Genomic DNA, 18687 nt, shown 5'->3' with positions numbered 1-18687 from the left:
TAACTAGAACATAAATTATGGCGTCGCATTACGAAGCACCTATACGAAAACCCCTAGTAATTGGAGATAAAGGATACCACGATGTAACTGTGGATATTGCTGCTCCTGTAGAAGGGAAAGCAAATAAGCAGTGGTGGATTGTTTTCTCTATTGCATTAATAGCATTCCTTTGGGGAGTTGGTTGTATAATTTACACAGTATCTACAGGTATTGGTACTTGGGGATTAAATAAAACAGTAGGCTGGGCCTGGGATATTACCAACTTTGTATGGTGGGTAGGTATTGGGCACGCAGGAACATTAATTTCTGCAGTACTATTGCTTTTTAGACAAAAATGGAGAATGGCAATTAACCGTTCTGCAGAAGCAATGACAATTTTTTCTGTAGTACAAGCAGGTTTATTTCCAATAATACATATGGGTCGTCCTTGGTTGGCGTACTGGGTATTACCTATTCCAAACCAATTTGGTTCATTATGGGTAAACTTTAACTCACCTTTATTATGGGATGTATTTGCAATTTCTACATACTTATCTGTATCATTAGTCTTCTGGTGGACGGGTCTTTTACCAGATTTTGCAATGTTGCGTGATAGAGCAATTAAGCCATTTCAGAAAAAAATATATAGTTTATTAAGTTTTGGGTGGACAGGTAGAGCTAAAGATTGGCAACGTTTTGAAGAGGTTTCTCTTGTTTTAGCTGGTTTGGCAACTCCACTTGTACTTTCTGTACATACAATTGTATCTTTTGATTTTGCTACATCTGTAATTCCGGGTTGGCATACAACAATATTCCCTCCTTACTTTGTGGCGGGTGCAATTTTCTCTGGGTTTGCAATGGTAAACACATTGCTTATAATTATGAGAAAAGTATGTAGTTTAGAAGCTTACATTACAATTCAGCATATAGAATTAATGAACATTGTAATTATGATTACTGGTTCTATAGTTGGTTGTGCATACATTACAGAGCTGTTTATGGCTTGGTATTCTGGAGTAGAGTATGAGCAGTATGCATTTTTAAACAGAGCAACAGGTCCTTACGCTTGGGCATATTGGGCAATGATGTCTTGTAACGTTTTCTCTCCACAGTTTATGTGGTCTAAAAAATTACGTACTAGTATTATGTTCTCTTTTGCTATATCTATTGTAGTAAACATAGGAATGTGGTTTGAGCGTTTTGTGATTATTGTAACATCACTACACAGAGATTATTTACCATCTTCATGGACAATGTTCTCTCCTACATTTGTAGATATAGGTATTTTTATTGGTACAATAGGTTTCTTCTTTGTATTGTTCTTGTTGTATTCTAGAACATTCCCTGTAATAGCTCAGGCAGAAGTTAAATCAATTCTTAAGTCTTCTGGTAGTAAATACAAGAAATTAAGAGATGCTGGTAAACCATTATATACTATGCCAGAAAAAACAATATATACAAATACGGTTGCTGCAACAGCAGTTCCTGCTGAAGAGGTAGTTGTTAATAATGATGAAGAAAAGGTTTCAGACTTATTAAGTTCTATAGGTAAGTTTGATGTGGCAACAGATACGCCAGATGACCTTAAGCAGGTTAAAGGTATTGGTCCACAGATGGAACAGACACTAAATCAGATTGGGATATATAGCTTTGCTCAGGTTAGTAAAATGACTCAGAAAGAGTATGATTTGTTAGATTCTATAACAGGATCTTTCCCAGGAAGAGCACAGAGAGATGATTGGGCTGGACAAGCCAAGAACTTAAATAACAATAAATAATTATGGCATCTAAAGTTATTCACGCATTTTATAATGATGATGATATATTGATGCTCGCTGTTAAGAAAGTAAAAGCAGCTAAGCATCATATAGAAGAGGTATATTGTCCTTTTCCTGTTCACGGATTAGACAAAGCTATGGGGCTTGCTCCTACCAGAATAGCCATAACTGCTTTTATTTATGGGTGTATAGGTATCACAATAGCAACTCTTATGATGAATTACATCATGATAGAGGACTGGCCTCAGGATATAGGTGGTAAACCTAGTTTTAGTTACCTAGAAAATATGCCAGCATTTGTTCCTATTATGTTTGAGCTTACTGTATTCTTTGCAGCACACTTAATGGTTATTACTTTTTATATGAGAAGTAAATTATGGCCTTTTAAACAAGCTGAGAATCCAGACGTAAGAACTACTGATGATCTATTTTTAATGGAAATAGAAATTCATGATAATGAAGAAGAGTTAAAATCTTTATTAGCAGATACAGGAGCAGTAGAAATTAATATTTCAGAAAAATAGTCTTAATAATAGTTATGAAGATATTTAAAAATATAGGTTTGGTTTTAGGAGTTGCTCTTCTTATGGCATCTTGTGCAGATAAGAATAGCCCTAATTACCAGTATATGCCTAATATGTACGAAGCAGTAGGTTATGAAACATACCAACAAGTAGATTTTTTACCTAGTGGTATGGAGGCTGCACTGCCAGTAGAGAACACTATTTCTAGAGGTCATATGCCTTACGAGTTTGCAAATGATATAGAAGGTAAAGAGTTGGCACGTTTACAAGGTAGCCCATTAGATTCTTTAAAAACTGAAGCTAACCTTGCTAAAGGAAAAGAACTATACGCTATTAACTGTGCAATTTGTCACGGAAATAAAGGTGATGGTCAAGGGAACTTGGTGAAGAGAGAAAAAATATTAGGTGTTCCTAGCTATGCAGATGCAGGAAGAAATATTACTGTAGGTAGCACTTACCATACTATTTATTACGGATTAAATTCGATGGGTTCTTACGCTAATCAACTTAATCACGATGAACGTTGGCAAGTTGCAGAATACGTAATGCAATTGAAACAAGACTTAACTAAATAATACATAGATTAAGAATATGTACACTTTTTCAAACAGACTAAAAATAGCTTCTTTTATATTAATGGCTGTTGGTGCTATAGGTATCGCTATAGGTTTTATTACAATGCCTAGTACAGTAGAAGACGCTAAAGAAATTGTAGCAAGTCATAGTGATGGTCATGGCGATCACCAAGCTGCTGCAGAAACACATAACACTAATGCTCATGGAGAAACTGCTCACGCAGAAGGACATGATAGTAAACATGATGAGCATTTATTACATCAATTGCAAAATAAGCCTTGGTCTGCATTGTATGTAGCAGCTTTCTTTTTCTTTATGATAGCATTAGGTGTTTTAGCATTTTATGCAATACAAAGAGCGGCTCAAGCGGGTTGGTCTCCTTTGTTATTTAGAGTTATGGAAGGTATAACATCTTATATAGTTCCAGGAGGTATAATTGTATTTGTTATTCTTGCAGCTTCTGTTGCACACATGAACCATTTATTTGTTTGGATGGATGCAGATGTTGTAGCTGAAGATAAATTATTACAAGGAAAAGCAGGATATTTAAACGGAACTTTCTTTTTAATTAGAGCTGCTATTTTCTTAGGAGGATGGATTGCTTACAGAACTATATCTCGTAAATTATCTTTAGCGCAAGATGAAGCTGATGATAATACCAACTTTGTTAAAAACTTTAGATGGTCTGCAGGTTTCTTAGTATTCTATCTTGTATCAGAATCTATGATGTCTTGGGATTGGATAATGAGCGTAGATCCACACTGGTTTAGTACTTTGTTTGGCTGGTATGTATTTGCTAGTATGTTTGTTTCTGGTATAACAGTTATAGCTATGGTAACAATTTACTTAAAGTCTAAAGGATTGTTAGAAGATGTTAATGATAGCCATATTCATGATTTAGCTAAGTTTATGTTTGGTATCAGTATTTTTTGGACATACTTATGGTTTGCTCAGTTTATGCTTATTTGGTATGCTAATATTCCAGAAGAGGTTACATATTACGTAACAAGAATACAAGATTATAACTTACCGTTCTTTGGAATGATAGCTATGAACTTCTTGTTCCCATTATTATTGTTAATGAATAGTGATTATAAAAGAGTTAACTGGTTTGTTATTATGGCAGGTGTAGTTATACTTGCAGGTCACTACTTAGATATATTTAATATGATTATGCCTGCAACTGTAGGAGATCAATGGTCAATAGGATTATCAGAAATATGTTCTGTATTGTTCTTTGCTGGTTTATTTATCTTTGTTGTATTTAGAGCCTTGTCAACTGCTCCATTGCAACCAAAAAGGAACCCATTTATTGGCGAAAGCAAGCATTTTCATTATTAATAAGGAAGTTTACAACAGCATAAAATAAATCATACAATGATTACAGTTTTAACTATAACGGTTTTAGTCTTAATAGCCATAGCAATTTGGCAAATGACCAAAATTTTTGAATTGTCGCAACTTAGAGCGGCTAAAAATGAAACAGCAACGGATAACGATAACAAAGTTAACGGTTACCTAATGTTTGCTTTCTTAGTATTTATATATGGTATAACAATATTTAGTTTCTACAAGTATACTAAAGTATTGTTGCCAGAGTCTGCTTCTGCTCATGGTGCAGAATATGATAGTTTGATGTTTGTATCAATGCTTATTATTTTCTTTGTACAGACTATTACGCAGTTCCTATTACACTATTTTGCATACAAATACCGTGGGGAAAAAGGAAAGAAAGCGTTGTTTTATGCAGACAATCATAAGTTAGAGTTTATTTGGACAATTATTCCAGTAATTGTTTTGGCAGGTTTAATCCTTTGGGGGTTATATACTTGGACAAACATTATGGATATTAATGACGAAGATGATCCTTTAGTAGTAGAATTATATGCACAACAGTTTAATTGGACTGCTAGGTATGCAGGAGATGATAATGTACTAGGTGAAGCTAATGTTAGAATGATTGACATTGATAATGCAAATATTTTAGGTTTAGATGAGTCTGATCCTAACGGCGCAGATGATATTATTGTTAAAGAATTGCATTTGCCAGTAGGTAGAAAAGTTAATTTTCATATGCGTTCTCAAGATGTATTGCACTCAGCATATATGCCTCATTTTAGAGCACAAATGAACTGTGTTCCAGGTATGATTACACAATTTTCATTTACACCAATTAAGACTACAGCAGAAATGCGTCAAGATCCAGATGTAATTGATAAGGTAAAAAGAGCAAATAAAATTAGAGCTGCTAAAGCTGCGGCCGGAGAGCCAAATAGCGATCCTTGGGAGTATGATTATATTTTACTTTGTAATAAAATTTGTGGTAAATCTCACTACAATATGCAAATGAAAATAATTGTTGAGACTCAGGAAGAGTATGACAAGTGGATAGCTTCTCAAAAAACTTTTGGTGGCGAAGCTGCAACAGGAGTAGCTGTAAAATAATTGATTTAAGAAACTAAGTTAACTAACAAAAATAGAATATCTGATTATGTCAGGAACACACGAACACGACGACGATCACGGACATCATCACAAAGAAACCTTCATTACTAAATACATATTTAGTATGGATCACAAGATGATTGCAAAGCAGTATTTAATTACTGGTTTAATAATGGGTTTCATTGGTATAGCAATGTCATTGTTATTTAGAATGCAATTGGCTTGGCCAGGTGAATCTTTTCCTTTATTTGAAGCTGTATTGGGTAAATGGGCACCAGGTGGTGTTATGGATGCCGATGTATATTTAGCATTGGTAACTATGCACGGTACTATTATGGTATTCTTTGTACTTACAGCTGGTTTAAGTGGTACTTTTAGTAACTTACTTATTCCTCTACAAATTGGAGCTAGAGATATGGCTTCAGGATTGTTAAACATGATATCATACTGGTTATTTTTTACTTCTGCAGTTATTATGGTTTGTTCTCTTTTTGTGGAGTCTGGACCAGCAGCAGCAGGTTGGACAATCTACCCACCACTTTCTGCATTACCAATGGCACAATCTGGTTCTGGTGCAGGTATGACATTGTGGTTGGTTTCTATGGCTATATTTATTGCATCATCATTATTAGGTTCATTAAACTATATTGTAACAGTAATTAACTTAAGAACAAAAGGTATGTCTATGACAAGATTACCTTTAACTACTTGGGCACTATTTGTTACAGCTATTATAGGTGTTGTTTCTTTCCCTGTATTATTTTCAGCAGCATTGTTGTTAATAATGGATAGAAGTTTTGGAACATCATTCTTCTTGTCTGATATATTTATACAAGGCGAGGTGTTACATTACCAAGGTGGATCTCCTGTATTGTATGAGCACTTATTCTGGTTCTTAGGACACCCAGAAGTATATATTGTTATATTACCTGCAATGGGTATTGTATCAGATGTTATGGCAACTAATGCTCGTAAACCAATATTTGGTTATAGAGCTATGATTATGTCTATCATTGCTATTGCTTTCTTATCTACAATTGTATGGGGTCACCATATGTTTATATCAGGTATGAATCCTTTCTTGGGATCTGTGTTTACATTTACAACATTATTAATTGCTATACCTTCTGCAGTAAAAGCTTTTAACTGGATTACTACAATCTGGAAAGGTAACTTACAAATGAATGTTGCAATGTTATTCTCGATTGGTTTTGTATCAACGTTTATTACTGGTGGTTTAACTGGTATTATTTTAGGAGATAGTACATTAGATATTAATGTTCATGATACTTATTTTGTAGTAGCTCACTTCCACTTAGTAATGGGTATATCTGCATTATATGGTTTACTTGCTGGTGTGTACCACTGGTTCCCTAAAATGTTTGGTAGAATGATGAATAAAAACTTAGGTTATGTTCATTTCTGGATAACTGCAATTTGTGCTTATGGTGTTTTCTTTCCAATGCACTTTGTAGGTATGGCTGGTGTACCAAGACGTTATTATGAAAACACTGCATTCCCTATGTTTGATGAGCTTACAGATGTTAATATTTTAATTACTGTTTTTGCTTTAATAGCTGGTGCAACACAATTGGTATTTGTTGGTAATTTCATCTACAGTATTTTCTACGGTAAAAAAGCTGAGCAAAACCCATGGAATGCAACTACGTTAGAGTGGACAACTCCTGTAGAGCACATTCACGGAAACTGGCCTGGTGCAATACCAGAAGTTCACAGATGGGCATATGATTATAGTAAAACTAATGAAAACGGAGATTACGTATTACCTGGGCAAGATTTTGTACCTCAGATAGTACCGCTTCAAGCTGGTGAAGAAGAATTAACTCACTAGATTTTATATAAAATTATAAAGGCCTTTTAAATTTATTTAAAAGGCTTTTTTTTTGCTATCAATTTTATTCTTTATAACTAGTATTTTAGTATATTGTTTACAAACACAAACTAACCATTAAATTCACAATATGTTTAAGCAATTTATTCTAAGTGTGTTCTTGCTTGCTATGGCAACAGGTATTGCACAAAAAAAACCAAAAATTAAGGGCAGTAAAACTGTTATTGAAGTTACCAATGAGTTGACCCCTTTTAATGCTATTAAAGTAGCAGATAATTTACGCCTAGAATTAAAAAAAGCAAGAGAAAACAGTTACACTTTTATAGGTGATGACAATCTATTAGATGTACTTAAGTTTGAAGTTATTGATAGCGTTTTGGAAATTAGTTCTTTCTATAGAATTGTATCTAAAAAAAAGTTAGAGCTTACAGTTAATTATGTTAATTTAAACGGTATTACAATGCTTAATGGTCGTTTAGATATGAAAGATATTGTTACTACAGACTATTTAGATATAAACCTGCAAGGAGGTGCAAAACTAAATTTAAATACCTTGGCTAACAGTGTAGGTATTTCTATGTCTGGTGCAAGTAATGCAGAGTTAAATGTAGACTGCGATGATGTGTCTGTTACTTTAGATCAAAAAAGCAACTTGGGACTTTATATGGTTGCTAAAGCGGCTAAAATTACAATGCATGGTAACGCAGATGCAAAGTTGCAAGGAGCCGTTACAGATTTTAATATAGACCTTTTTGGAAATTCACAATTAAGAGCAGAAGCCTTAAAAGGTACAAATGTGTCTTTAAATTTAGATGAATCTCCAGATGCGAAAATATTTGTATCAGAAAACTTAGAACTTTCCTCTAAAGGTGGTTCTAGAACATATTTGTACGGTACACCTAAAATTACAATAGTTGATTTCCTAAATGCATCACAATTAATAAAAAAGGAATAGACTATTTTAGATTGATGTTTTCTATTATGAAAGCCTATAATTTCTAGTATCTTTGTTAGACTATGAATGAAAACCTAGACCCAACATCAGAAAATTTTTCTTCTGAAGAGTTTGATATAGAAAGAGCATTAAGACCCTTAAGTTTTGATGATTTTGCTGGTCAAGATCAAGTTTTAGAAAACTTAAAAGTTTTTGTTGAAGCAGCAAACCAAAGGGGAGAAGCTTTAGATCACACCCTTTTTCATGGGCCTCCTGGTCTTGGAAAAACTACATTGGCGCATATTTTGGCTAATGAGTTAGGTGTTGGTATAAAGGTTACATCTGGTCCTGTTTTAGATAAGCCGGGAGATTTGGCAGGATTGCTTACCAATTTAGAGGAAAGAGATGTTCTTTTTATTGATGAAATACATAGACTTAGTCCTATTGTAGAAGAATATTTATATTCTGCTATGGAAGACTATAAAATTGATATAATGATAGAGTCAGGGCCAAATGCGCGCTCTGTACAGATAAATCTTAATCCTTTTACCCTAATTGGTGCAACAACACGTTCTGGGCTTTTAACAGCTCCTATGCGTGCTCGTTTTGGCATACAAAGTAGGTTACAATATTATACTACAGAGTTGCTGTCTACTATAGCTGAACGTAGCGCAGATATTTTAAATGTGCCTATAGATTTAGAAGCTGCAATAGAAATAGCGGGTAGAAGCAGAGGTACACCCAGAATTTGTAATGCTTTGTTGAGAAGAGTTAGAGATTTTGCACAGATAAAAGGTAATGGTAAAATTGATATAGAAATTTCTAGGTTTGGATTAAATGCGTTAAATGTAGATGCACACGGTTTAGACGAAATGGACAATAAAATATTAACTACTATTATAGATAAATTTAAAGGTGGCCCAGTTGGTATAACTACTTTGGCAACAGCAGTGTCTGAAAGTGCAGAAACTATAGAAGAAGTGTATGAGCCTTTTTTAATACAACAAGGCTTTATTATGCGTACTCCTCGTGGTAGAGAAGTAACAGAGTTAGCATACAAACATTTGGGAAGAATAAAAGGAAGCGTACAAGGAGGGTTGTTTTAAAAAAAATTATGGAAGTAAATACTTATACTTTTTCTAAATCTGCAGTTAAAAAGCTTGCTTTAAAAAAAGTTTTAGGAATACAACCGTTAATTTTGGGAGCCTTAATTGCTGCGTTTTTAATTGCAAATAAGATTGAAAATAATGCATTTAACGAAGACAAAAACCTTCTTCTTATTTCAATTGGTATTTTTCTTATAATCTATATTGGAGGCCTTTTTTCTGCAAAAAAGTCTGTTAGGCAGGTTTTAGAACAAACTTCAATTAAAATTACAGATGATTCTGTGGAATACTGTATTCCTAATGGAGAAAACACCAGATTAGCTTTTAAAGAAATTAAAAATCAAAAACTTTCTAAGTATGGTTTAAAGCTTTATGGTATTAATAAGCAGGTGTTTATATCTAATAGAGTAACTGGTTTTAATGAAATTCTAGAGTCTTTAAAGACAAATACACAAACAAGATTAATACAATACGCAACCAAATATAAAATAAATCAATTAGTACTTAATAATTTAGTAGGGTTGTTTTTTATGATAATGGTTACAAGTCTATTTATTGTTGATGCTAAAAATTTAAAATTAATTTTAGGTATACCTATATTTCTTGTTTTAGTATATTCTGTTATTACAGTTAAAGCTGATAAAAATATACCAAGCGAGTTTAATTTTATTGTAAGAAAAACTGCTTTTTACGGTGTGGTTTTACTAGTTTATTTAATATATGTTTATTTTTTTACCTAATATCTTTACCAAGCACTTTCCCAGTCTTTCCAAACAACTTCAAAACCTTTGCTTTGTAGCATCTCTGCAATAGTTTCTGTACTGCGTTCATCAGAAATTTCAAATTGTTCTAAAGACTGTGGTTCTACAACATAACCACCAGGATTGGTTTTAGACTCTGCACTTATAGATGTTATTCCTAGGTTAATAATATTATTTCTAAATTTTTCGCTTTCTCGGGTAGACATAGAGAGCTCTACATCTTCGTCTAACAAACGGTAAGCGCATATAAGCTGCGCTAAATCTGCATCTTCCATAACTACTTTTGGTTCTAAACCACCTGTGTGTGGTCTAAGCCTAGGAAACGAGATAGAGTATTTAGTTTGCCAATAGGTTTTTTGTAAATACTGTAAATGTAGTGCAGTAAAAAAACTATCTGCTCGCCAATCTTCTAATCCAAATAAAGCGCCTACGCCAATTTTATGTACGCCAGCTTTTCCTAAACGGTCTGGTGTCTCTAGTCTATAATCAAAATTAGATTTTTTACCTTTTGGGTGGTGTTTTTTATACTCGTTTCTGTGGTAGGTTTCTTGGTACACTAAAACAGCATACAAGCCATTTTTAACAAGTAATTCATACTCATCTTGGTCTAAAGGTTGTACTTCTATAGTAATGTTAGCAAACTCTTTTTTTAGCAATTTAATGGCGTTATTTATGTAATCTACACCAACGGTTTTGTTAGCCTCGCCAGTTACCAATAAAATATGGTTATACCCTTTACTACGCAAAAAGGCAGCTTCTTTTAAAATTTCAGCATCTGTTAACGTGCGTCTAGGTATTTTGTTGGTTAAGCTAAAACCACAATAAGTACATATGTTTTGGCACTCATTACTTAGGTACATTGGTGCGTACATTTGCATTGTATTGCCAAAGCGTTTTTTTGTTAACGCATTACTCATTTGTGCCATTTGCTCTAAATATGGTTTAGCAGCAGGAGAAATTAAGGCTTTAAAATCTTCTAAAGTACGTTTGTTATTTTGCAACGCAGCTTCTACGTCTGCATTAGTTTTACTGTAAATATCAGAAACAATGGCGTCCCAATTATAACTATTAAAAAGTGATGTAAAATTACTCATTTAAAAAAGAGGTTAAAGGTGAGCTTGCTTCTGCTGTTTGTTTTATAGGAGCTAGCTTTGCATTATAGGCTAAACGACCAGATTTTACAGCTAACTTAAAAGCATTTGCCATAGCAATAGGATTTTGTGATACTGCAATTGCAGTGTTTACCAAAACAGCATCTGCACCAAGTTCCATTGCATAGGCAGCATGTGAAGGAGCGCCAATGCCAGCGTCTACAATTACAGGAACGTTACTTTGTGCTATAATTATTTCTAAAAAATCTACTGTTTTTAATCCTTTGTTACTGCCAATTGGTGCGCCTAATGGCATTACGCACTGTACGCCAACATCTTCTAAACGTTTACATAAAACAGGGTCTGCGTGTATGTATGGCATAACTACAAAACCTTGTTTTACAAGTTCTTCTGCAGCTTTTAAAGTTTCTATTGGGTCTGGTAATAAATATTTTGGATCTGGATGAATTTCTAATTTAACCCAATTGGTTTCTAATGCTTCTCTAGATAATTGCGCAGCAAAAACAGCTTCTTTTGCAGTACGCACGCCGGAGGTGTTTGGTAAAAGATTTATTCTAGAATGATTTAAATGTGATAAAATATCGTCATCTTCATTAGCTACATCTACACGTTTTAGTGCTACGGTAACCAATTCACTTTCTGATGCTAGTAACGCATTTTTCATTACGGTTGAAGAACTAAATTTTCCTGTTCCGGTAAATAATCTAGAAGAAAACTCTTTGTCTGCTATTTTTAAATTATCGTTCATCATTTTTACTTTTATCAAATTTGTACACTTGCTCTTGTGTAGCTGGTGTGTTTAATATTTTATTTAGCGTGGCAATGCTATTAAAATTGGCAGTAATTTCTGTTGATGCTGCAATGCCGTAAATTCCTGTTTTTAAAAGCTCAGGAACATCTGCAATTGTAATGCCGCCAATGGCAATTATAGGGGTAGTTGTTTGTAACTCATCTAAAATTGCTTGGTATCCTTGTAGTCCTAAAGTTGGACTCAAATTTTTTTTAGTTTGTGTAAATCTAAATGGTCCAAGTCCAATGTAGTCTACTTCTTTTTTTAATAAATTTTCGCAATCCTCTAAGGTGTTTGCCGTGCCACCAATACTAATCCATTTTCCTAAATGCTCACGTGCCTCTAATGGGCAAGCATCTGTTTTTCCTAAGTGTACACCGTCTGCATTTACTTTTTTAGCAATTTTATAATGATCGTTAATAATTAATCTAGTCTGAAAATGTGAAGTTATTTCTCTTGCCTTTAGAGTGACTTGCAATAAGCTTTCTTCATCTACATTTTTTAAACGTAACTGTACCCAATCCGCACCAGAAGAACACGCTTTTTGTATGTTGGCTAAATGTACTTCTGGAGTCTTACCTTGACTTATATAATGTAATTTGCTAATCATTATTTTTTGTTTTATGTACTAGATAAAATGTTTCATCTATTTTTTTAAATGCCTCTACAGGCTTTTCTGCGCCCCAAACTCCACCTAAAACACCAACACCTTTGTACCCTAATGTGTTAAATTTGCTAAGGTTTTCTGCTGTAACCCCTCCCATACCAACAATTGTTTTGTTTATGTGATTTACATTAAAGCCACGCCCTTTGTAATCTTTTTTTGAAATGGAATTAAAAACAGGACTAAGCAGGTGATAATCAAACTCAAAATAACAATTGTTTAATTCTTCTTGATTATGAAATGAAGAACTTATTGTTTTGCCAAACATATTTAAGTTTTTAAAATACCGTGTAGGATTGTCTATAGTATCTCTACGTTTTTGTTCTTGAAAATGAATGCCTTTTAAGTTAAAGCTATTTATTAGCTCATGATAATAATGTACAACAATACGGTTGTGGTATTGTGACTCTATTTTATTTAGATAATTTGTATGCTGGTCTAGATCTTTAAAAGGTTTTCTTAAATGATAATACTGCAGGCCAGCGTTAAATAATTGATGAAGTATTTCTATTTCATTAGGTACATCTTTTTCTGGGGCTATTAGTACAATCATTTTTATTATTTTTTTTTAAGTTAGGGATTGTAGTGGCATCCTTTTGCCTTTTTTAGCAAAAGATATAACGGAAAGCCCGCCTACGCCTTACGTAGTAAAAGGCGTAGGAACTTCCACTTTATATTACAAATACACTTCTGATCCTTTGTCTTTAAATTCTTTAGCTTTTTCCTCCATACCTTTTGTGAAAACCTCGTCTCCTTTTATTTCGTTTACAGCGGCAAAATCTCTAACCTCTTGTGATATTTTCATAGAGCAAAATTTTGGTCCGCACATAGAGCAAAAATGGGCTATTTTAGCACCATCTGCAGGTAAGGTTTCATCATGGTATTCACGAGCTAATTCTGGGTCTAGTGCTAGGTTAAACTGATCTTCCCAACGGAACTCAAACCTTGCTTTACTTAAGGCATCGTCTCTGTGCTGAGCACCGGGATGACCTTTGGCTAAATCTGCCGCGTGTGCAGCTAATTTATAAGTAACAACACCTGTACGTACATCATCTTTATTAGGAAGGCCTAAGTGTTCTTTTGGTGTTACGTAGCAAAGCATTGCGCAACCAAACCAACCAATCATTGCAGCACCAATACCAGATGTAATGTGGTCATAACCAGGAGCTATATCTGTTGTGAGTGGGCCTAATGTGTAAAAAGGAGCCTCGTCACAAGCCTCTAACTGCTTGTCCATATTAGCTTTTATCATATGCATTGGTACATGTCCTGGGCCTTCTATAAAAGTTTGTACATCATGTTTCCAAGCAATTTTTGTAAGCTCACCTAGTGTTTCTAATTCGGCAAATTGAGCTTCATCATTTGCATCTGCAATGCAACCAGGGCGTAAACCATCTCCTAAAGAAAAAGCAACATCATAGGCTTTCATTATTTCACATATTTCTTCAAAATGTGTGTATAGAAAACTTTCTTTGTGGTGTGCCAAACACCATTTTGCCATTATAGATCCGCCACGCGAAACAATACCTGTAATACGTTTTGCTGTCATTGGTACATAGCGTAAACGTACACCTGCATGTATGGTAAAGTAATCTACACCTTGTTCTGCTTGTTCTATTAAAGTATCTCTAAAAATTTCCCAAGTTAAATCTTCTGCTACGCCATTAACTTTCTCTAAGGCTTGGTAAATAGGTACGGTTCCAATTGGTACCGGAGAGTTACGTATTATCCACTCACGAGTTTCATGGATGTTTTGTCCGGTAGACAAGTCCATTATGTTATCTGCTCCCCAACGGCAAGCCCAAACAGCTTTTTCTACCTCTTCTTCTATAGAAGATGTAGTGGCAGAGTTTCCAATATTTGCATTAATTTTCACCAAAAAGTTTCTGCCTAATATCATAGGTTCTGCTTCTGGGTGGTTTATATTGCTAGGGATAACTGCACGGCCACGAGCAACCTCGTCTCTTACAAATTCTGGTGTTATTTTAGCAGGAATGCTAGCGCCAAAATCTTGGCCAGGGTGTTGCTTAGATAAACGAGTCATTTCATCTATACGTTGGTTTTCACGAATAGCAACGTATTCCATCTCTGGAGTAATAATGCCTTTTTTTGCGTAATGCATTTGCGATACATTTTCTCCTTTTTTTGCGCGCATTGGTTTTTTTAAGTGTCCAAAACGTAAATGATCTAAGTTTTTATCATTTAAACGCTCGTTACAGTATTTAGAAGAAAAACCATCTAATTGTTCTACGTTGCCGCGGTCTAAAATCCATTGTTCACGTATGCGTTCTATTCCTTTATGAACGTCAATATCTTTATTAGGGTCTGTATAAGGACCAGAAGTATCATAAACAGTTACAGGTTGGTTTGGAGTACGACTTTTGGTAAGTGAATCTACGGTGTCACTTAGCTCTATTTCTCGCATAGCAACTTTTAATTCTGGAAATAGTTTGCCAGAAACATACACTTTTTTAGAATTAGGAAAAGGGTGTCTTGTAATACCGTCTTGTTTAGGTGCGGTGTCTTTTTTTTTCATAATAAAATCTTTTAAAGTTTTAGGTTAGCCTCCTTGAGCAGGACGTATTAACAATACATTGTCATGAGGTTGTAAAATAGTAGTGCTCCAGTCTGTTTTTGTTATTACATTGCCGTTAATAGCAATTGCAACACCAAAAATGGTAATTTCTAGAGTTTGTATTAATGTGGCTATTGTAGTGTCTGAGGAAACTACGTGCTCTTTGTTATTTACGTTTATGGGTACCATAACGATACATTTTAAGTGCTAGGGTATAGCGTTAAAAAAATCCAATTAAATCGTAAACTGTGTGTGAAAATGCAATCTCCAGAAACGGAAAAAACATTAAAAGATAGAAATCATAAAAAGAATTCAACTTTTCCCTTCGGCTGTACTAACAGCATCAGGTTCAAAGGGTATTTCTCAGTTCTTAAAAAGAACACCCCTAAAGTTTACATAACAAATGTATTAAATATTTTGTGATAAGACCTAATAAAAAACAAAACTCTTGTGCTTGTAAATAGATCTACATATTTTTAAAGTAGTTGTAAGTTTTTAATTGTGAATGTGTTGTGCTTTTGTTATTTGTGACGTACTTATTTTGTTGTTTAGCATCTATAACTCTGGCTTTTACATTGTCTGATAACTGAATTTGTAAAATATCTTTAACTATTTTAAAGTTGTCTTTATCTTCTACAGGAGTAATTACCTCAATTCTGTGTGATAAGTTACGTTTCATCCAATCTGCAGAGCCAATGAAAAGTTTTTCATTGCCTCCGTTGCCAAAAAGATACACACGCCCGTGCTCCAAATACCTGTCTAAAATACTTGTTACGGTAATGTTTGTACTTTGTCCTTTTATGCCTGGTACCAAGCAACAGATACCACGAATTAATAAGCGTATTTGTACACCAGCATTACTTGCCTTATATAGCAATTGAATCATTTTTTTATCTTCAAGGCTGTTCATCTTTAAAATAATTAAGCCTTGTTTGCCTGCTTGTGCCAATTCAATTTCTTTTTCTACCATTCTAGAAAAAACGTGTCTGCTTGTAAAAGGGGAAACCAGTAATTTTTTAGCCTTTGGAACAATTAAAACACCTTCTAAAACTAGAAAAACCCTATTTAGTTCTTTGCAAATTTTTGTATCTGCTGTCATTAAACCAAAATCTGTATACAAGGTGGCAGTTTTTTCATTAAAGTTGCCAGTTCCTATATAACAATAGGTTTTAAGCTTACCACTAACTTCTTTTTCTATGTATATTATTTTAGAGTGTACTTTTATGCCAGGATAACTATAAATAACTTTTGCTCCGTTATTTTTAAATATTTTACCCCATTTTAAATTGTTGTCCTCATCAAACCTAGCTTTTGCTTCTATAAACACAACCACATTTTTACCAGCTTTTGCAGCGTTAGCAATAGCAGTATTTAGCCTAGATGTTTTTGCCAAGCGGTACAGTGTTATTTTTATAGTTTTTACTTCTTTAGACGAGGCAGCTTCCTCTAGCAATTTTATAACAGGTTCAAAAGATTGGTAAGGGTAGTGTATCAGTTGGTCTTTAGTGTCTATTGCATTAAAAACTGAGTTGTGCTTAGTTAGTAAAGGGTGTGGTAATGGCTCTAGTTTAGTATTGCTTAATTGTTTTTTGGTGGGATTAGGGAAACTAAAAAAGTCTTTAAAATTATGATAAATGCCACCTAAAATAATGTCGGTATTGTACACGTTTAATGTGCTTTTTATTGCATTTAAAAGTGCTGTTGGTGCACTTGCATCTATTAAAGCACGTGTTGCTTGTCCGGTTTTTCTTTTGGGTAAAGCATCTATTATTTTCTGCATTAAATTGCCAGAGAACTCATCTTCAATATACAACTCTGCGTCTCTAGATATTTTTAAGGCGTAGTAATTGGTATTATTTTCTTTGTTTAAATTGTATTTTAAAACATCATCTATAAAAGTAACAAAGTAGGTTTGGTTTGTAGAAGGAAACACAATAAAACGAGGTTTGTTTTCAGGAATTTCTACAAGTTCTATTTCTTCATTATTTTTTAATGTAACTAGGTATGATGCTTCATTTTCTGCAAAAATAGAGTTTTTAGTTGCTGTTTTTTCTGTTTGTATACTAAGCGAATTTTTTAAGTTGGCATTGTAATAGTCTTCTGCAAACTGCTTTTGCTTTAGGGTAAAATCTTTATAATTTATAAGGTGTATTCCTTCTGCCTTTAAATCAGGAATAATTTCGTTTAAAAAAATAGCTCCAAATTCTTGTTGTTGTATATCTACTTGTTTTTTTATTTCGGCTAAAACCTTGTTGGGTTTGGTTATAAGCTTTTTGCGTAACGGCTTTTTAATGTCTTTTATTTGTCTAATGTCTGATACACGAACTTTAAAAAATTCATCTAAATTAGAAGAAAAAATTGCTAAAAACTTTATACGTTCGTACAAAGGATTTTGTTTGTCTTTAATTTCTTGTAAAACTCTGTGGTTAAAACGTAGCCAAGATAAATCTCTGTGGTAGTATTTAGAATTGTAAAGCTTGCTCATAAATAGTAAAATAAGCAATTTATATGTTTTATAATAAAGTTATGTAAGTATTTTGTTAAGTTATTGTTTATGCAGCTTTTAAGTAGTGTTTGTATTTAATACACTTACTAAATAACTTTTATTGCTTGTAAACCATTAAATTTGTGATGTGAAGTTACCACTAGTAAATAAAGAAAAAACAACGGCTTTAATTAAGGATGAAGCAAAACGCTTAGGGTTTATGTCTTGTGGCGTGTCTAAAGCTGAGTTTTTAGAGGAAGAGGCTCCACGATTAGAAAAATGGCTTACCAAAAATATGAATGGTCAAATGGCTTATATGGAGAACCATTTTGATAAGCGTTTAGATCCAACAAAGCTTGTAGAAGGTTCTAAATCTGTAATTTCTTTATTGTTAAATTATTACCCAGAAGATACGCAAAATAACGATGCATTAAAAATTTCTAAGTACGCTTATGGGCAAGATTACCACCACGTTATAAAATCTAAATTAAGAGAATTACAAGAGTTTATTACCAACAATATTGGTGAGGTAGAAGGTAGGGCGTTTGTAGATTCAGCACCTGTTTTAGATAAAGCTTGGGCTGCAAAAAGTGGCTTGGGTTGGATAGGTAAAAACAGTAATTTAATAACACAAAAAGTAGGTTCTTTTTATTTTATTGCAGAGTTAATTGTAGATATAGAACTGGCTTATGATAGTGCAGTAACAGATCATTGTGGTACTTGTACCGCCTGTATAGATGCTTGCCCTACGCAGGCAATTGTAGATCCGTATGTTGTAGATGGCAGCAAGTGTATATCATACTTTACAATAGAATTAAAAAATGAAATTCCTGCTGAGGTTAGAGGTAAGTTTGATGATTGGATTTTTGGATGTGATGTTTGTCAGGATGTGTGTCCTTGGAATAAATTTTCTAAGCCACACAATGAGCCGTTATTTAATCCGCATCCAGATTTGCTATCTATGACAAAAAAAGATTGGCAAGAAATAACAGAAGATGTTTTTAGAAAAGTTTTCAAGAAATCTGCAGTAAAGCGTACTAAATTCTCAGGATTACAACGTAACATAGATTTTTTAGATTAATATTATAATTTAATTGGTACTATAC

17 protein-coding genes and 1 riboswitch are annotated in these 18687 nt (G+C 33.7%); of the genes, 10 read left to right on the top strand and 7 right to left on the bottom strand.

Annotated elements, in window-relative coordinates; genetic code table 11:
• The first annotated feature begins 17 nt into the window (after positions 1–17).
• The 9 genes from nrfD to KLA_RS01860 all read left to right on the top strand — a co-directional run bounded on the left by nrfD (position 18) and on the right by KLA_RS01860 (position 9934).
• A complete protein-coding gene (gene nrfD, locus KLA_RS01900) occupies positions 18–1757 on the top strand; it encodes an NrfD/PsrC family molybdoenzyme membrane anchor subunit (protein WP_013621426.1) in 1740 nt (579 codons plus the stop codon).
• Between the two features lie 2 nt (positions 1758–1759).
• The gene (locus KLA_RS01895) at positions 1760–2281 is read left to right on the top strand and encodes a DUF3341 domain-containing protein (protein ID WP_013621427.1); all 522 of its coding nucleotides are present in this window, start codon (positions 1760–1762) and stop codon (positions 2279–2281) included.
• 14 nt (positions 2282–2295) lie between these two features.
• The gene (locus KLA_RS01890; RefSeq protein ID WP_013621428.1) at positions 2296–2856 is read left to right on the top strand and encodes a c-type cytochrome; all 561 of its coding nucleotides are present in this window, start codon (positions 2296–2298) and stop codon (positions 2854–2856) included.
• A gap of 16 nt (positions 2857–2872) precedes the next feature.
• On the top strand, positions 2873–4198 hold the full coding sequence (locus tag KLA_RS01885) for a hypothetical protein (protein WP_034643190.1): 1326 nt from the start codon (positions 2873–2875) through the stop codon (positions 4196–4198).
• Positions 4199–4234: 36 nt separating this feature from the next.
• A complete protein-coding gene (locus KLA_RS01880) occupies positions 4235–5302 on the top strand; it encodes a cytochrome c oxidase subunit II (RefSeq protein WP_013621430.1) in 1068 nt (355 codons plus the stop codon).
• Positions 5303–5348: 46 nt separating this feature from the next.
• The gene (locus tag KLA_RS01875) at positions 5349–7154 is read left to right on the top strand and encodes a cbb3-type cytochrome c oxidase subunit I (RefSeq protein WP_013621431.1); all 1806 of its coding nucleotides are present in this window, start codon (positions 5349–5351) and stop codon (positions 7152–7154) included.
• 130 nt (positions 7155–7284) lie between these two features.
• Complete coding sequence (locus KLA_RS01870; protein ID WP_034643187.1) at positions 7285–8109, top strand: GIN domain-containing protein; 825 nt, start codon at positions 7285–7287, stop codon at positions 8107–8109.
• Between the two features lie 62 nt (positions 8110–8171).
• The gene (gene ruvB / locus KLA_RS01865; protein WP_013621433.1) at positions 8172–9194 is read left to right on the top strand and encodes a Holliday junction branch migration DNA helicase RuvB; all 1023 of its coding nucleotides are present in this window, start codon (positions 8172–8174) and stop codon (positions 9192–9194) included.
• Between the two features lie 8 nt (positions 9195–9202).
• Positions 9203–9934: a hypothetical protein gene (locus KLA_RS01860; protein WP_034643184.1), complete on the top strand. Its 732-nt coding sequence runs from the start codon at positions 9203–9205 to the stop codon at positions 9932–9934.
• Positions 9935–9939: 5 nt separating this feature from the next.
• Here KLA_RS01860 and thiH read toward each other — a convergent pair whose 3' ends face one another.
• The 7 genes from thiH to ppk1 form a co-directional block, all read right to left on the bottom strand.
• Positions 9940–11049 (bottom strand): 2-iminoacetate synthase ThiH, encoded by a 1110-nt coding sequence (gene thiH, locus KLA_RS01855; RefSeq protein ID WP_034643181.1) that lies wholly within the window; start codon positions 11047–11049, stop codon positions 9940–9942.
• The gene (locus KLA_RS01850; protein WP_034643178.1) at positions 11042–11815 is read right to left on the bottom strand and encodes a thiazole synthase; all 774 of its coding nucleotides are present in this window, start codon (positions 11813–11815) and stop codon (positions 11042–11044) included. Before KLA_RS01850 ends, thiH begins: the two co-directional genes overlap by 8 nt.
• Complete coding sequence (thiE, locus tag KLA_RS01845; RefSeq protein WP_034643176.1) at positions 11805–12467, bottom strand: thiamine phosphate synthase; 663 nt, start codon at positions 12465–12467, stop codon at positions 11805–11807. Before thiE ends, KLA_RS01850 begins: the two co-directional genes overlap by 11 nt.
• Positions 12460–13074, bottom strand: coding sequence for a thiamine phosphate synthase (locus tag KLA_RS01840; RefSeq protein WP_034643175.1), 615 nt, complete (start codon positions 13072–13074; stop codon positions 12460–12462). Before KLA_RS01840 ends, thiE begins: the two co-directional genes overlap by 8 nt.
• A gap of 123 nt (positions 13075–13197) precedes the next feature.
• A complete protein-coding gene (thiC, locus tag KLA_RS01835; RefSeq protein ID WP_013621439.1) occupies positions 13198–15057 on the bottom strand; it encodes a phosphomethylpyrimidine synthase ThiC in 1860 nt (619 codons plus the stop codon).
• 24 nt (positions 15058–15081) lie between these two features.
• Positions 15082–15285, bottom strand: a complete 204-nt coding sequence (gene thiS, locus KLA_RS01830; RefSeq protein ID WP_034643173.1) for a sulfur carrier protein ThiS — start codon at positions 15283–15285, stop codon at positions 15082–15084.
• 114 nt (positions 15286–15399) lie between these two features.
• Positions 15400–15493, bottom strand: a riboswitch (TPP riboswitch).
• 69 nt (positions 15494–15562) lie between these two features.
• The gene (gene ppk1, locus KLA_RS01825) at positions 15563–17581 is read right to left on the bottom strand and encodes a polyphosphate kinase 1 (RefSeq protein WP_034643170.1); all 2019 of its coding nucleotides are present in this window, start codon (positions 17579–17581) and stop codon (positions 15563–15565) included.
• A gap of 148 nt (positions 17582–17729) precedes the next feature.
• Between ppk1 and queG the strand changes: the two genes are divergently transcribed.
• Positions 17730–18662, top strand: a complete 933-nt coding sequence (gene queG / locus KLA_RS01820; RefSeq protein WP_034643168.1) for a tRNA epoxyqueuosine(34) reductase QueG — start codon at positions 17730–17732, stop codon at positions 18660–18662.
• Positions 18663–18687 lie beyond the last annotated feature (25 nt).

Origin of the sequence: Cellulophaga geojensis KL-A (assembly GCF_000568425.1) — a bacterium.
Classification (GTDB): Bacteria; Bacteroidota; Bacteroidia; order Flavobacteriales; family Flavobacteriaceae; genus Cellulophaga; species Cellulophaga lytica.
This window is presented reverse-complemented; position numbering and strand designations above follow the sequence as displayed.

Bases quoted from the DNA above. Each gene is read 5' to 3' on its own strand.
- KLA_RS01875 (WP_013621431.1), top strand. From the start codon at position 5,349: ATGTCAGGAACACACGAACACGACGACGATCACGGACATCATCACAAA.
- thiH (WP_034643181.1), bottom strand. From the start codon at position 11,049: ATGAGTAATTTTACATCACTTTTTAATAGTTATAATTGGGACGCCATT.
- ppk1 (WP_034643170.1), bottom strand. From the start codon at position 17,581: ATGAGCAAGCTTTACAATTCTAAATACTACCACAGAGATTTATCTTGG.
- KLA_RS01880 (WP_013621430.1), top strand. From the start codon at position 4,235: ATGATTACAGTTTTAACTATAACGGTTTTAGTCTTAATAGCCATAGCA.
- KLA_RS01840 (WP_034643175.1), bottom strand. From the start codon at position 13,074: ATGATTGTACTAATAGCCCCAGAAAAAGATGTACCTAATGAAATAGAA.
- KLA_RS01885 (WP_034643190.1), top strand. From the start codon at position 2,873: ATGTACACTTTTTCAAACAGACTAAAAATAGCTTCTTTTATATTAATG.
- KLA_RS01890 (WP_013621428.1), top strand. From the start codon at position 2,296: ATGAAGATATTTAAAAATATAGGTTTGGTTTTAGGAGTTGCTCTTCTT.
- KLA_RS01850 (WP_034643178.1), bottom strand. From the start codon at position 11,815: ATGAACGATAATTTAAAAATAGCAGACAAAGAGTTTTCTTCTAGATTA.
- KLA_RS01860 (WP_034643184.1), top strand. From the start codon at position 9,203: ATGGAAGTAAATACTTATACTTTTTCTAAATCTGCAGTTAAAAAGCTT.
- ruvB (WP_013621433.1), top strand. From the start codon at position 8,172: ATGAATGAAAACCTAGACCCAACATCAGAAAATTTTTCTTCTGAAGAG.
- KLA_RS01895 (WP_013621427.1), top strand. From the start codon at position 1,760: ATGGCATCTAAAGTTATTCACGCATTTTATAATGATGATGATATATTG.
- thiE (WP_034643176.1), bottom strand. From the start codon at position 12,467: ATGATTAGCAAATTACATTATATAAGTCAAGGTAAGACTCCAGAAGTA.
- thiC (WP_013621439.1), bottom strand. From the start codon at position 15,057: ATGAAAAAAAAAGACACCGCACCTAAACAAGACGGTATTACAAGACAC.
- thiS (WP_034643173.1), bottom strand. From the start codon at position 15,285: ATGGTACCCATAAACGTAAATAACAAAGAGCACGTAGTTTCCTCAGAC.
- nrfD (WP_013621426.1), top strand. From the start codon at position 18: ATGGCGTCGCATTACGAAGCACCTATACGAAAACCCCTAGTAATTGGA.
- KLA_RS01870 (WP_034643187.1), top strand. From the start codon at position 7,285: ATGTTTAAGCAATTTATTCTAAGTGTGTTCTTGCTTGCTATGGCAACA.